We start from the raw sequence: 13,592 nt of genomic DNA on the forward strand, positions 1-13,592 counted from the left end.
GCGCCAGGTCGAAAACCGCGATGTGGGTGAGAACCCGGACGAGGAGTTGTACCGGGCCAAGCTCGAGCACGGGTTGGCCAACCTCAAGCGGGTCAAGCCGGCCACCTCGGTGCAGACCCTGGACCGCACCGCCCACGCCCTGGGGCTGACCTACAACCCCAACCGGGCGGAGAAGAACGAAGAGGCCGCTTTCGCTGAGCGCGGGGCCCGCCTGCAGACCTCGTTCGCCGGTTTCACGTTCCAGGCCTGGGGCCCTGCTTCTGACGGTGAGCGCCTCAAGGCGGCGCTGGCTTCTTTCACGGCCCCGTACGGGGCGACCGAGAAGACGCCTGGTGGTGCCGAAGGCACCACCGGCACCGGTGCCGACATCGAACTCATCCCCGCGGGTGAGTCGGTGACCTCGCGCTACGCGCGCACCTACGACGCCCTGATCTCCGCGGCCGGGTTCGCCCACGGCCACCACGGCCACACCACCAACGGCAACGGCAACGGCTTCGCCGGTGCCACCACCGTTGCTGCTGGCACCGACTCCGTCGGCCACGCCGACGGCGCTGGCGCCGGGGCTGGCTCCGGCGGCCCTGCCGCTGCCACTGGCGCCACCGCCGGTGGCGGCTGCTCGCAGCCGCCCGGCACCAAGGCCGTCATCAACATCACCGTGCCCCTGTCGGCGCTGCTGGGCTTCGGCTTCGCCTTCAACACCGACACCGACACCAACAACTCCGACGGCGCCAACGGCGTCGGCCACACCGGCGCAGCCGGGGCCGTGGGCGCCGCCACCGCAGGTGGCGCCAACACCACCGGGGCAACCGGGAACACCGGGGCGAGTGCCGCCCCCGGCCCCGAGCCGGGCGCCGAACCGGGCCCCGACCCCGGCGGCGGCACCGGTGGCGGCGTCACCACCACCGCCACCGCCACCGCGGGTGGCACCAACGCCAACACCGGGCCGCCCTCCACCACCCCCGATTTCCCGGGCCCCTCCGGTTTCCCCGGTGTGCCCGTCTCCTCCGGTGTGGCCGTGACCGAGGACGGCAACGTCCTGGCCCTGTCCGCGGTGCGCGCCATGGCGCCGACGGCCCAGATCCGCCGGTTGATCTTCGACGACCGCACCGGCCTGCCCCTGGACCTGGGCCGCGCCCACCGCCTCGCACCCGGCTACCTGCGCACCGCCGCTTTTGCCGGGCACACCACCTGCGCCTGGAACGGCGGGTGCGACGTGCCGGTCTCGCAGTGCGAGGCCGACCACATCACCGAGTTCTCCCACGGCGGCGAAACCAAGGCCACCAACCTCCAGCCCCTGTGCTCGACCCACAACCGCGCCAAGTACCGCCACACCCGCACCGAGAACACCCCCACCAACGGGACCGGTGGGACCGGTGGCGGCGCCAAGGGCGGCTCGGGTGCTGAGGTCACCGACACCACCGACACCACCGGCACCACCGACACCGGCACCGGCTAGACCAGCAGGCCCCTTCCATAGGCCGCCCGCACCGGGCTCGGTCCCCCTGCCGAGCCCCGCTCTGGCCGTCAGAGAATCTCCAGGACCGGATCCAGCGGTGCACGCTGGGACGGCAACTGCCGCAACCGGCCCCGCCGAGGCCCACGGCCCACAGCCCACCACGCTCCGGGCGCCAGGCACCAGGCACCGCTTCTGGAGCATCTCCATCGAAGGCCCAACACATACCCACCCACGGCTGCGGCCCGCACTCTGTCCCCACCGGACCCGATCGCACGTGAGCCTGCTCCTGGACCGAGCGGCCCTTCCCCGCGGTTGGTAGTGCTCTTCTGAGCACCTGAAAACGTTGTCAGCGCCCTTATGAGCACCATCAACAACACAGAGGCGCAGAGACACAGGATCGAGCGCCCTCCCTCTCGGCCCCACCAGAAATCAGGGCACGACCGGGCGACCCGGCGACCGCGCGATTGGTGAGCAGTCAGCCCAGACCCCGGCAGGAGGCCACCCGCACACGTGCCACCAGGCCTGAATCCTCGACGGGGAGTGCGCAGGGCCCGGAGGAGGCACACACGCCGACGACACCCGGCAGCCGCCCCAGGGCTTGGCGAATCTCCAGGACCGCGGTCGCCACCCCCGTCTTCGACGGTCACATCGCAGCGCGACCCGAACGGAGAATCTCTCGAGCAGGACGTGTTGGCGCAGGTGCTCGCCGGTGACCCACCTGACATCACGCTCACGAGGCCTGGAGAATCTCCAAGACCGATCGGTCCCGCACACGTGCCGCCCCTGAGACTCAATGCTCCGCCGGGAGCGCGCGGGGCCCGGGTGGCCGCCCGCACACGTGCCACCCTTGACACTCAATGCTCGGCCGGGAGTGCGCGGGGCCCGGGTGGCCGTCCGCACACGTGCCACCCCTGGGACTCAATGCTCGGCTGGGAGTGCGCGGGGCCCGGGAGGCCGTCCGCACACCTGCCACCCCTGGACTCAATGCCCTGCCGGGAGTGCGCGGGGCCAGAGTGGTGGTCGCAGGAGCGAAGGCCGCCCGCACGCCTGGACCGTTGGTCGCAATGAAGCGCCCCAGGGAGTGGGGTAGTTGCCGTTCGCCCGTGCCCACCGTTCTTTTGGCTGCGGGCGGGGGCCTCGGGGGTGAGGGTGGTTCGTCGAGGTGGGTCGGGTCAGCCCGGCGAACAGGGCCGGAACGCACACCCCGAGGCGCCCCGAACAACCACAAGAAAGCTGCCGCGTTCCACCGAGTTCAGCGACTGGGGGTGGCGCCGACGAGGGTTGCGTGCAGGCCCGGCCGGGCTACGATCCCGGCCCCGACGAACCACCACCCCCGAGGCAACACCACAGAACACCCATCCGAGACCCCGACAACCCACCCTCGACGAACCCACCCTCGACGAACCCACCTTCGACGAACCCACCCCCAACGAACCAGCACCCCCGAGGCCACACCACAGCCCCCACCCCCAGGGCCCGAGGGAAGGCCTCACCCCTTCGCCCCCCGGGCGCAATCCCCATCAACGATCTGAACCCCACCTACGATCTAAACGGCGGGCTCGGCCTCACCGGTCAGCGCGGCCGTGACCTCCTCGACGATCCGGTGCGCCGCGTAGTAGGACGCGGCGCCCCACACGTCGTGGTCGCCGTGGAAGACCTGTTCGTCCTGCACGGCTGACAGGTTCGCCCACACCCCGTCGGAGAACGTGTCGGGCGCCTCGGGGTAACCCGACCCGGTCAGCACGAACACCGCGTCCCCGTCGGCGGAGTCCAGGTTCTCGTAACTGCGCGGCACGAAGTCCGTCTCACCGTCGGGGTCGATCTGGTCGTCGGGACGGGCGAAGCCGAGGTCGTCCACGACCTGCCCGGGGAACGAGGCCGAGGTCTCCAGGCGCACCTCGCTCTCGTCCTGCAGCCGCACCAGCGACAGCTCGGTCTCGGCGGGGTCGGTGCCGGCGTCGGACAGCTCCTCGCGCGCCTCCTCCACCGCTTCGTCGTACTCGGCCACCGCCTCCTCGGCCCGGTCGGGCTCGTCCAGGACCTCGGCGACCTCCTCCAGGTGGCCGCGCCAGGCCCCGGTGCCGTCCCACTCCAGGAGTACGGTGGGCGCGATCTGCTCCAGGTCGTCGAGCATCTCCGCCTGCGCGCCCATCTGCGTGTCCACGCCGATGATCAGGTCGGGGGCGGTGTTGGCCAGCTCCTCGATGTTGACGTCCTCCTCGGAGGGGGAGTTGGTCACCACCGTGAGCGCGTCGGCGTCGGCCCCCTCGGGCAGAAACGGTTCCAGCCCCTGCCCGCTCTGGCCCGGTGTGCCCATGGTCGCGACCACGTCGTGGCCGAGCTGCGTGGCGGCCCCCAGGGTCGGGCGCCACAGCACCGCCACGCTCTGCGGCTCGGCGGGTACCTCCACGGAACCGTTGGCCGCCTCGACCGTGCGGGTCTCGCCGTCGGGCTCCGAGGGGTCGTCGCCGCCCGGTGAGCAGCCGGCCGCCACGAGGACCGCGCCGAGGCCCACGGCGGGAAGGGAACGGGGCAAAAATGCAGACAGGGGCATCGATCGGACCCTTCGCGTGGAGGATTGGTAAGGTAAGCCTGGCCTGATACGTCGGGCGGTGGGCGCTGTCCGACGTGCCGTACGATGATGCGTCGGTCCATACTAAGGCAAGCCTCACCTTCTGTCTTCGACGCGAACACGAACGGGGAAGCACGTGGCTCTGCGCGCTCCCAGTCCCCCCGGACCCACACGCGCCCGTCGCGTGGCCCGCCCCACCGGGCTCCTGCTCGCCCTCGCCGTGCTCGGCGGGTGCGTGCTCCTCAGCATCTCCGTCGGATCCAAGGCCATCGCGCCCGTCGAGGTGTGGAACGCGCTGGTCCACTACGACGGCGGTTACGACCACGACGTCGTGCGCAGCCTGCGCGTGCCACGCACGATCCTCGGCGTCTTCGTCGGCGCCGCCCTCGGTCTGGCCGGCGCCCTCATGCAGGGGCTGACCCGCAACCCGCTCGCCGAACCCGGCATCCTCGGCGTCAACTCCGGCGCCGCCGCGGCCGTGGTCGTCTCCAGCGTCGTGCTCGGCGTCAGCGGAACCGCCCTGGTCTGGCCCGCCTTCATCGGCGCCGCCCTCGCCGCCGTCGCCGTCTACGCGCTCGGGTCCCGCGGACGCGCCGCCGCCACCCCGGTCCGCCTCGCCCTGGCCGGAACCGCCCTGGCCGCCGTGCTCCAAGGGCTCGTGCACGGCGTCGTGGTGCTCAACGACTTCGCCTTCGACCGGATCCGCTTCTGGCAGGTGGGATCCCTCGTCGGACGCGACATCGAGATCTTCTGGCAGGTCGCGCCGTTCCTTGTCGCCGGCATCGTGCTGACCCTGTGCATGGGCCCCTCCCTCAACGCCGTCGCGCTCGGGGACGACCTCGCCGCCTCCCTCGGGGCCCGGATCCCCGTCGTGCGCGCCCTGGCCGCCGTCGGCATCATCCTGCTGTGCGGCGCCGCCACCGCCGCGGCCGGGCCGATCTGGTTCGTCGGCCTGGTCATCCCGCACATCGCACGCATCATCACCGGGCCCGACCAACGCTGGCTCCTGCCCTACTCGGCCGTGCTCGGAGCGATCCTGCTGACCGCCTCCGACGTCGTCGGCCGACTCGTCGTCCCCGGGGCCGAACTGGAGGTCGGCATCATCACCGCGATCGTCGGCGCCCCCGTGTTCATCGCCCTGGTCCGCAGCAGAAAGATGGCCCAGCTGTGAGTGACACCCTGAGCAAGCGCCCCGGTCCCGCCCGGAGCCACGCCCCGCACGGAACCGTGCCCGTGCGGCCGTTGCGGGGGCGCCTGTCCTTCCTGGCCCGGCCCCGCACGCTGGCCGTCGTCCTCGTACTCGTCCTGGTCAGCGCCTTCACCCTGGCGCTGTCGGTCTCCGTCGGCGACTACGAGGTGCCGCTGTCGGCCGTGCCCGCGGCGATCTTCGGTTACGGGGAACACCTCGACGTGTTCTTCGTGCAGGACACCCGCCTGCCCCGCGCCCTGACCGCGCTCGGCGTCGGGGCCGCGCTCGGTGTGGCGGGGGCCGTCTTCCAGAGCCTGTCGCGCAACGCCCTGGGCAGCCCGGACATCATCGGCTTCACGTCCGGGGCCGCCACCGGTGCCGTCGCCGCCATCCTCGCCTTCGGCGCCGGCCGCCTCGGGGTGTCGCTCGGGGCCATCGCCGGCGGGCTGATCACCGCCGCCGTCGTCTACCTGCTCGCGATGAAGAACGGCGTGCAGGGGTACCGGCTCGTACTCGTCGGGATCGGTATCAGCGCCATGCTCTCGTCGGTGCGCGACTACCTCATGACCCGCGCCGAACTCACCGACGCCCTGGGCGCGCAGATCTGGATGATCGGCAGCCTCAACGGCCGGGGGTGGGCCGAGGTCGCCGCCGTGTGGATCGCGTTCGTGCTGCTGGGCGGGGTGCTCTTCGCCTACGCCCGCCGCCTGCGCTTCATGGAACTGGGCGACGACACCGCCCGCGGCCTGGGCGTGAACACCCGCAGCACACAGATCGTCGCCTTCGCCGCGGCCAGCGCCCTGACCGGCGCCGCCATCGCCGTGGCGGGCCCGATCGGCTTCGTCGCCCTGGCCGCGCCGCAGCTGGCCCGCCGTCTGACCCGTTCGGGCGGGACCACCCTGGTGGGCGCGGCCGCCATGGGTGCGACACTGCTCGTGGTCGCCGACCTGGTGGCCCTGCGCGCCCTGGCGCCCACACAGCTCCCCGTGGGTGTGGTCACCGCCGTCATCGGCGGCACCTACCTCATCTGGCTTCTGTACACCGAATGGCGCGGCGGCCGTGCCTGACCACCTCGAGGAACACATGAGCACCAACGGCCACGACGACACCCGCCTCAACGGCCACGGGCTGACCCTGGCCTACGACCAGCGGGTCATCTCCCGCGACCTCGGGGTGTCGATCCCCGACAACTCGTTCACGGTCATCGTCGGCCCCAACGCCTGCGGCAAGTCCACCCTGCTGCGCGCCCTCTCGCGCACCCTCAAGCCCGCCGACGGGGAGGTGCACCTGGACGGCAAGGCCATCGGCTCCTACCCGGCCAAGGAGGTCGCCCGCCGCCTCGGGCTGCTGCCGCAGAGCTCCGTGGCGCCCGACGGGATCGGCGTCGCCGACCTGGTCTCGCGCGGGCGCTACCCCCACCAGGGGTTCCTGCGCCAGTGGTCGGCCGAGGACGAGGCCGTGGTCACCGACGCGATGGAGGCCACCGGGGTCACCGATCTGGCCGACCGGTCGGTGGACGAGCTCTCCGGCGGGCAGCGGCAGCGGGTGTGGCTGGCGATGGTGCTGGCCCAGCAGACGCCGTTGCTCCTGCTGGACGAGCCCACCACCTACCTCGACATCGCCCACCAGATGGACGTGCTCGACCTGTGCGCGGACCTGCACCACAACCGCGGGCACACGCTCGTGGCCGTGCTGCACGACCTCAACCACGCCGCCCGCTACGCCACGCACCTGGTGGTGATGAAGGACGGTGCGATCGTCGCCCAGGGCGCACCGGAGGACGTGGTCACCGCCGGGCTGGTCGAGGAGGTCTTCGGGCTGCCGGTGCGCGTGGTGCCCGACCCCGAGACCAAGACCCCGATGATCGTCCCGGTCGACCGCCGCCCCCAGCGCGCCTGAGCGGGTCGGGGACGGACGGTCGAGCGGGGTCCGACCGGGTCGAAGCCCGGGGTCAGGCCAGGAAGCCGCGCACGTCGGAGATGATGTGGCCGGCGCCGACGACGCCGATCCCCGAGATCCACGTGCGGTCGTCCACCCCGTACGCGTTGCCGTCGGCGACCGCGGGGACCCCGGACAGCAGCTCGTCGTCCAGGTCGGTGTCGTCGGTGACGAAGACGACGTCGGCGTCGACGCGGTCGAGGTTCTCGAAGCTCAGCTCGGCCATGTCGTTGTCGTCCCAGTCCATGTCCGGGACGCTGAAGCCCATCTCGCGCAGCACGGAACCGGAGAAGGTGTCGGGCCCGTGCAGGCGCACCCCGTTGTCCACGCGGCGGAGCACGTGCACGGTGGTGCCCTCGGCGCCCACCTCCTGCCCCGCGTCGACGGCCTCGGCGAGCAGGGAACCCAGGGCCTCCTCGGCGCGGTCCTCCCGGCCCAGGGCCCGGCCGATGGCCAGCACGTTGTCCTGCCAGCCGATGGCGGGTTCGGCGACGAAGAAGGTCGCGGCCATCGCGGAGAACTGTTCGTGCAGGTCCTCGTGGCGCAGCTTCGTGCCCAGGATCAGGTCGGGCTCCAGGGCGCCGATCGCCTCGAGGTTGGGCTCGGCGATGTTGCCGACGGTCTCCACGCCCTCGACGTCCTCACCGAGGTAGACCGGCAGGGTGTCGACGGACCCGGCCTCGGCGGCGCCCACGAGCGGGGCGCCCAGGGCGACGCAGGTGTCGATGACCAGGCTGTCCAGGGCCACGACCCGTTCGGCCTGCTCGGGCACCTCGACCTCGCCCGTCGCGTCCTCGACGGTGCGGCCGCCCTCCTGCTCGTCGGGGGAGTCCGCGCCCGGCCCGCACGCGGTCAGGGCGAGCACGGCGGCGCCGGCGAACCCGAACCCGCGGCGGGTCATGTGTGCGGCGGCGGTCGGACGCAGGGCCGGAACAGGGGCGAGGGTGGCCGTTGGGGTGACCATGGGTGGGGACCTCCTGAGGTTAGGTGAGCCATACCTTAACAGCAGGTGTCCGGGGCGTCCCTGAACGGGTGTTCTGTGAACTGCGGGGGCGCGGCCCGGGGCACACGTCAGGGTCTGTACGCGACGCCGCCGAACTCGTCGATCTCCTGCGGTGTGCCCACCTGCGAGGCGTCCGGGCGCCACAGGGGGAGGGAGACCAGGCCCGGTTCCACCGGCTCCAACCCCTGGAAGAAGCGCTCGATCTGTGCCGGGGCGCGCAACGTGATCGGGACGGACGCGGCCTCGTTCCACTGCCGGACCGCCTCGCGCATCGCCGGCCCGGTGACCACGTCGGTGGCATGGGTGAGGACCACGTAGCTGCCCGGGGCCAGAGCCGCCATGAGGTCCCGCACGATCGTGTACGCCGAGTCGTCGGGCACGTGGAAGAGCACGCCCAGCAGCGTCAGCGCCACCGGACGCGACAGGTCGAGGGTGCGGGAGGCCTCCCGCAGGACGGTCTCCGGGTCGCGCAGGTCGGCGTCGACGTAGGCGGTGCGTCCCTCCGGGGTGCTGGTGAGCAGGGCCCTGGCGTGGGCCAGCACCAGCGGGTCGTGGTCGACGTAGACCACACGGCAGTCCGGCGCCGTCGCCTGCGCCACCTCGTGGGTGTTGTCGGCCGTGGGCAGTCCCGTGCCCACGTCGAGGAACTGGCGCACGCCCCGTTCCCGGGCCAGGAAGCGCACCGCGCGCTTGAGGAAGGCCCGGTTCTTGACCGCCATGTCCCCGATGACGGGGAGCGCGGAGCGGATCTGCTCACCTACGGCCCGGTCGACGGGGTAGTGGTCCTTGCCGCCCAGCCAGAAGTCGTAGATGCGGGCGGAGTGGGGTTCGGAGGTGTCGATGCCGTGGGGGATCCGGGAGGGGGAGTCCGGCATGGGTGCCTTCCGTCGTCGGTGACTGCGCGGTGGCGGGGAACACGGTTCCTCGGGCACCGGACAGCATAGGCGCCGGGACGCAGGAGTAGGGACCGGCGGTGGGCCCGGGGAGAGGGCGGGCCCACCGCCGGTGGCTGCGGAGCAGAGTGTCCGTGGGAGCCGTGGTCAGGGCGCGGAGACGCCGCTCAGCTCGTTCGGCTCACCCTCGAGCCCCTGCGTGGCCGTGACTTCCAGGGACTCCAGGTCGACCGCGTGCAGTTCGTCCGCGTCCGGGTCGCTGACGTAGGCCGTGGACCCGCGGACGAACAGGGCCGGGCGCGGCTGCTGCCACTCCAGCGGCTCTTCCCACTCGTCCATGAGCTCGACCCCGTCGACGACTTCCCCCTCCTCGGGGTCGATGACGTGCAGCGTGCCGTCGGTGCCCAGCACCAGCGCCTCGCCCTCCGGGCCGCGCCCGAGGGAACGGAACGTGTAACTGGCCGGGAGGTCGACCAGCTCCAGCTCCTCGGCCGCGCTGTCGATGAGCGCCACCCGCTCGGGGCGCTCCAGCTCCGCGTCCTCGTCGACCTTGTAGTCGCCCAGGACCACGGGCGAGTGCTCGGACCCGGCCTGGTTGCCGATACGCCCGTAGTCGTCCTCGCTGTCGACCTTGGCGAACCCGTCGCCGTCGTAGAGCACGGCGCCGTCCTCGCAGCCCACGACGACCGTCTCGTCCTGGGCGACGGTCTCACCGTGCACACCCGGGCAGTCGTCGGTGCGGTCGACCTCGTTGCCCTCGGGATCCAGGACCGCGACACCGGACACCTCGTCCTCGTCGCCGACGGTGTGCACCAGCTCCCCGGAGGACAGCTCCACCGCGACCCCGTGGTGGGGCTCGCCGCTGCTGTGGGTCTCGGCCTCCTCCGGCTCGATCTCGCCGGCCTCGTCGCTGTCGAAGACGGTGATGTCGCCGCTGCCGTCGTCGAACAGCACCGTGCGGCCCTCGTGCACCACGACGTGGCCCGGGGTTCCGGCCTCGAACACGGTCCCGGTGAGCTCGCCGGCGACCGCGTCCAGCACCTCGAACCCGGCGGAGGTGGACACGAGCAGGTGCCGCCCGTCCCCGGCCGGGTTCAGCCGGTTGAAACCGTCGAGCTCGATGTCGGCCTCCACCTCCAGGGTCGATCCGTCGAGGACGAGGATGCCCCCGTCATAGGTGGTCACCACCGGGTCGGTGATGTCTGCGCCGTCCCCGGCCTGAGCCGGGTCGTCGCCGGAACCGCCGCTGCAGCCGGTCAGCAGCAGCGCCGATGCGGCCAGGGCGGCCGTACCGGTGTGGCGTGGGGTGAACATGGTGCTTCTCCTCTGTGCGGGGATGGGTGGGGATGGTCGGGAGGCGTGTCGGACGTGAGCGGGGGAGCGCCGCGCGGGGACAGGGGAGGACGCGGCCCACGGCCCTCGACAGGCACGGCCGGGGGCTCACTCGGTCAGTGCGTCGGCGATCGCGTCGGTGTTGGAGCGCATCATCTCCAGGTAGGTGTCGGCGCCCCCGCCGTCCGCGGTGAGCGACTCCGAGAACAGCGGGACGACCTCGACCTCGGTCCCTGCCTCCTCCGCCATGGCCTGGGCCAGCCGGTCGGGTTGGGAGGAGTCGGCGAAGACCGCTTCCACGCCCGCCCTGTCGACCGCTTCGGCCAGGTCCGCGAGGTCCGCGCTGCTCGGCGAGGCCAGCGTGGTGCCGCTGGGCACGACCGCGCCGATCACCTCGAAACCGTGGCGTTCGGCCAGGTAGCCGAAGACGTGGTGGTTGGTCACCAGGGACCGCCGTTCCTCCGGCAGGGCCTCGAAGCGCTCCGCCATCCAGGTGTCGAGCTCCTCGATCTCCCCGCGGTAGTCCTCGGCGTCGGCCTGCAGAGCGTCGGTGTCGGCACCGTCGAGCTCCTCCGCCCCGGCCTCCGCGATGAGGTCGACGGCCAAGAGCATGCGCTGGGCGTCGGTCCAGAAGTGCGGGTCGGGCTCGCCCCGGTCCTCGTCGGAGGTGTAGTCGATGGGGTCCACGTGCGTCCCGACCTCGAGGGTGGGGACCCCGGCCTCCTCGGCGGCGGAGACGTGGTGCTCCACGCCCTCCTCCAGGCCGAGCCCGTTGTGCACCACGAGGGAGGCCGACTCCAACAGGGCCGCCTCCTGCGCGGAGATCTCGAACGAGTGAGGGTCGGCGTCCGGCGGCATGAGTACCGTGACCTCCGCCTGGCCGCCCAGCACGTTCTCGGTGACGTCGCCGAGGATGTTGGTCGTGACCACCACGTGGTCCCGGTCGCCGGCATCCCCGGTGCAGCCGCTGAGGGCGAGCGCGCATGCGCAGGCGGCGGCCGGCAGCAGGAGGTGCATGCGCGCGTGGGTGCGCGGGTGTGCGGGGGCGCCCATCAGTACCCCGTCCGGACCATGAAGTGGGGAGCGGGGCCGGTCTCCAGTTCGCGCGCCACCCGCAGGTCGTCGTCGTGGTCGATCTCGTACACGAGGCCCTCCTCGGCGTCGTTGACATAGGTGCGCCCGGCATCGGCCTCGACCACCGGCGGGTGTTCGGGATCGACGCCCGCGAGCAGGTCGGTGGAGGCGCGTTCCTCCCCGGTCTCCGGGTCGAGGGCGTGCAGCCGGCCGTCCCCGGTCAGGGCGAGCACGGGGCCGCCCTCGCCGATCGCGGTGGCCGCGACCGTGTCGGGCAGGTCGTGGCGGTTCCATCCCTCGGAACCGCTCTCCAGGACCCACACGCCGTCGTCGCCGGCCGGGGCCGCGACGGTGGTGGCGAACGGGCGGTGGCCCAGGGACTCGGCGCGGTCGCCGTCGTCGGTCCCGTCGGGGTAGGGGAGCGCCTCGGCGGAGAACCCTTCGTCGGACCCGGTCACCTCCAGAGCGCCCCCGTCGCAGACCAGGAACAGGCCGGACCGGGTGAGCGCGCTGTCGGCGGGGTCCTCGCAGGTCTCGTCGAGTTCTTCGGCGGTCCCACCCTCCGCGTCCAGGACCTCGACCGTGCCGTCCTCGTGGGCGTGCACGAGGAACCCCTCGTACGGGGCCAGGAGCGCTCCGGGTTCCGACTCGGTGCCGGCGTCGGCCGTCTCGGTGGCGCCGTCCTCCAGTGCGGAGCGGTCGAGCACGAGGGTGTCGTCGTCGCCGGTGAGCACGCTGTGATCGGTGTCGGAGGCGCTCCGCACGGGGCCTGGCATGTCGACCTCGCCGAGGTCCTCGACGGGCGCGCGGTAGTAGTGGTTGTGGTCGCCGTGGTCGACGGTCCACACCCCGGTGTCGACCACGCGGGTGCGTTCGCCGTCGGACAGGTGGGCGAACCGGCCGTCCCCGCTCAGGGACACCGGGTCGGGCAGCGGGTCGAGGTCGGTGGCCTCCTCGGTGACCAGGTCCAGGACCTGTGCCTCGCCCTCCTCGTCGGCCACGACCAGGCGCGGTTGGGGTTCGGCGGTCTCCTCGGCGCCCTCGACGTAACCGTGCGGGGTGGCCTCGCCGTCGGCGCCGGCGTCGGTGTCCTCCTCGCCCGTGCCGCCGGTGCACGCGGTGGCTGCCGCGGCCAGGGCGAGCGCCCCGGCGGTGAGCGCGAACGTACGGGGGATCCGGGTGCGGGATGTGCGGGTCACGGGGTGGGGGTCCTCTCGGTGCGGGCCGTGCCCTGGGCAGCGGCGGAGGGCGGGGTCGGGACGGGGAGCGGGGAGGAACGCCGGGTCAGCAGCCCGCGCACATGGGCTGCGAGGGCGGAGACGAGGAAGAAGCCGACGGCCGTCGCGGTGATGGTCGCCCCGGCCGCGGTTCCGGCGTGCCAGGACACGAGCAGGCCCGTGTAGGTCGCGGCGCACCCGAGCACGGCCGAGCCGAGCATGATGCCCGGAACCGTGCGGGCCCACAGCACGGCCGTGGCCGGCGGGGCGATGAGCATGCCGAAGACCAGCAGGGTGCCTACGACGTGGAAGGACGCCACGACCGCCAGGGTGACCAGGGCCAGGAGCGCGGCGTGGGCCCACTTGGGGGAGAGCCCCAGGGTGTGGGCCTTGCGCGGGTCGAAGGCCAGGGCGAGGAAGGACCGGTGCCCGGCGAACGCCACGGCGGCGACCACCGCGAGTGCTCCGGCCAGGTGGACGAGGTCGCGCGGGGTCACGGCGAGCACGTCCCCGAACAGGAACGCGGTCAGGTCCACGGCGAACGACCGCGAGTGCGAGACCACGATCACGCCGATCGAGAGCATGCCGACGAAGAGGAGGCCGATGCTGGTGTCCCTGCTCAGGCGGGGTGAACGGCTGAGCACGGTGACCCCGGCGGCCATGGCGCCCGCGGCCAGGACGCCCCCGACGAAGACGCTCCCGCCGAGCAGGGAGGCCAGGGCCACGCCGGGGAGCATGCCGTGCGAGACGGCCTCCCCGAAGAAGGCCATGCCGCGGAGCACCACCCATGTTCCGGCGAGCGCGCAGGTCAGCGAAACCAGGACGCCGCCCCACAGCGCGCGCTGGACGAAGGAGACCTCGAAGGGTCCGAGCAGTGCTTCCATGCCCGACACATTACAATGAAAACCGTTATCATTT

General features: G+C 72.4%; 11 protein-coding genes. 4 read left to right on the top strand and 7 right to left on the bottom strand.

Annotation, left to right across the window (positions count from 1 at the left end; genetic code table 11):
* The coding region (locus IDM40_RS28270) for an HNH endonuclease signature motif containing protein (RefSeq protein ID WP_328807055.1) at positions 1-1,456 on the top strand (1,456 nt) is incomplete at its 5' end.
* 1,546 nt (positions 1,457-3,002) lie between these two features.
* Here the strand turns inward: IDM40_RS28270 and IDM40_RS17985 are convergent.
* Positions 3,003-4,010: an ABC transporter substrate-binding protein gene (locus IDM40_RS17985; RefSeq protein WP_193123184.1), complete on the bottom strand. Its 1,008-nt coding sequence runs from the start codon at positions 4,008-4,010 to the stop codon at positions 3,003-3,005.
* Between the two features lie 154 nt (positions 4,011-4,164).
* Between IDM40_RS17985 and IDM40_RS17990 the strand changes: the two genes are divergently transcribed.
* From IDM40_RS17990 to IDM40_RS18000, 3 genes are read left to right on the top strand one after another with little or no spacing between them, the layout of a single operon-like run.
* Entirely contained in the window at positions 4,165-5,199 is a 1,035-nt protein-coding gene (locus IDM40_RS17990; RefSeq protein ID WP_193123185.1) for a FecCD family ABC transporter permease, read from the top strand.
* Positions 5,196-6,284 (top strand): FecCD family ABC transporter permease, encoded by a 1,089-nt coding sequence (locus tag IDM40_RS17995; RefSeq protein WP_193123186.1) that lies wholly within the window; start codon positions 5,196-5,198, stop codon positions 6,282-6,284. Before IDM40_RS17990 ends, IDM40_RS17995 begins: the two co-directional genes overlap by 4 nt.
* A gap of 16 nt (positions 6,285-6,300) precedes the next feature.
* Positions 6,301-7,116: an ABC transporter ATP-binding protein gene (locus IDM40_RS18000; protein ID WP_193123187.1), complete on the top strand. Its 816-nt coding sequence runs from the start codon at positions 6,301-6,303 to the stop codon at positions 7,114-7,116.
* A gap of 52 nt (positions 7,117-7,168) precedes the next feature.
* On the opposite strand, the gene IDM40_RS18005 is transcribed toward IDM40_RS18000, so the two are convergent.
* The 6 genes from IDM40_RS18005 to aztB form a co-directional block, all read right to left on the bottom strand.
* On the bottom strand, positions 7,169-8,119 hold the full coding sequence (locus IDM40_RS18005) for an ABC transporter substrate-binding protein (protein WP_193123188.1): 951 nt from the start codon (positions 8,117-8,119) through the stop codon (positions 7,169-7,171).
* A gap of 107 nt (positions 8,120-8,226) precedes the next feature.
* Positions 8,227-9,033: an SAM-dependent methyltransferase gene (locus IDM40_RS18010; RefSeq protein ID WP_193123189.1), complete on the bottom strand. Its 807-nt coding sequence runs from the start codon at positions 9,031-9,033 to the stop codon at positions 8,227-8,229.
* A gap of 165 nt (positions 9,034-9,198) precedes the next feature.
* On the bottom strand, positions 9,199-10,365 hold the full coding sequence (aztD, locus tag IDM40_RS18015) for a zinc metallochaperone AztD (RefSeq protein ID WP_193123190.1): 1,167 nt from the start codon (positions 10,363-10,365) through the stop codon (positions 9,199-9,201).
* Between the two features lie 126 nt (positions 10,366-10,491).
* On the bottom strand, positions 10,492-11,436 hold the full coding sequence (gene aztC, locus IDM40_RS18020) for a zinc ABC transporter substrate-binding protein AztC (protein WP_407939995.1): 945 nt from the start codon (positions 11,434-11,436) through the stop codon (positions 10,492-10,494).
* On the bottom strand, positions 11,436-12,656 hold the full coding sequence (locus IDM40_RS18025) for a PQQ-binding-like beta-propeller repeat protein (RefSeq protein WP_193123191.1): 1,221 nt from the start codon (positions 12,654-12,656) through the stop codon (positions 11,436-11,438). Before IDM40_RS18025 ends, aztC begins: the two co-directional genes overlap by 1 nt.
* Complete coding sequence (aztB, locus tag IDM40_RS18030; protein WP_193123192.1) at positions 12,653-13,558, bottom strand: zinc ABC transporter permease AztB; 906 nt, start codon at positions 13,556-13,558, stop codon at positions 12,653-12,655. Before aztB ends, IDM40_RS18025 begins: the two co-directional genes overlap by 4 nt.
* Positions 13,559-13,592 lie beyond the last annotated feature (34 nt).

This window comes from Nocardiopsis coralli, assembly GCF_014892575.1.
Lineage (GTDB): Bacteria > Actinomycetota > Actinomycetes > Streptosporangiales > Streptosporangiaceae > Nocardiopsis > Nocardiopsis coralli.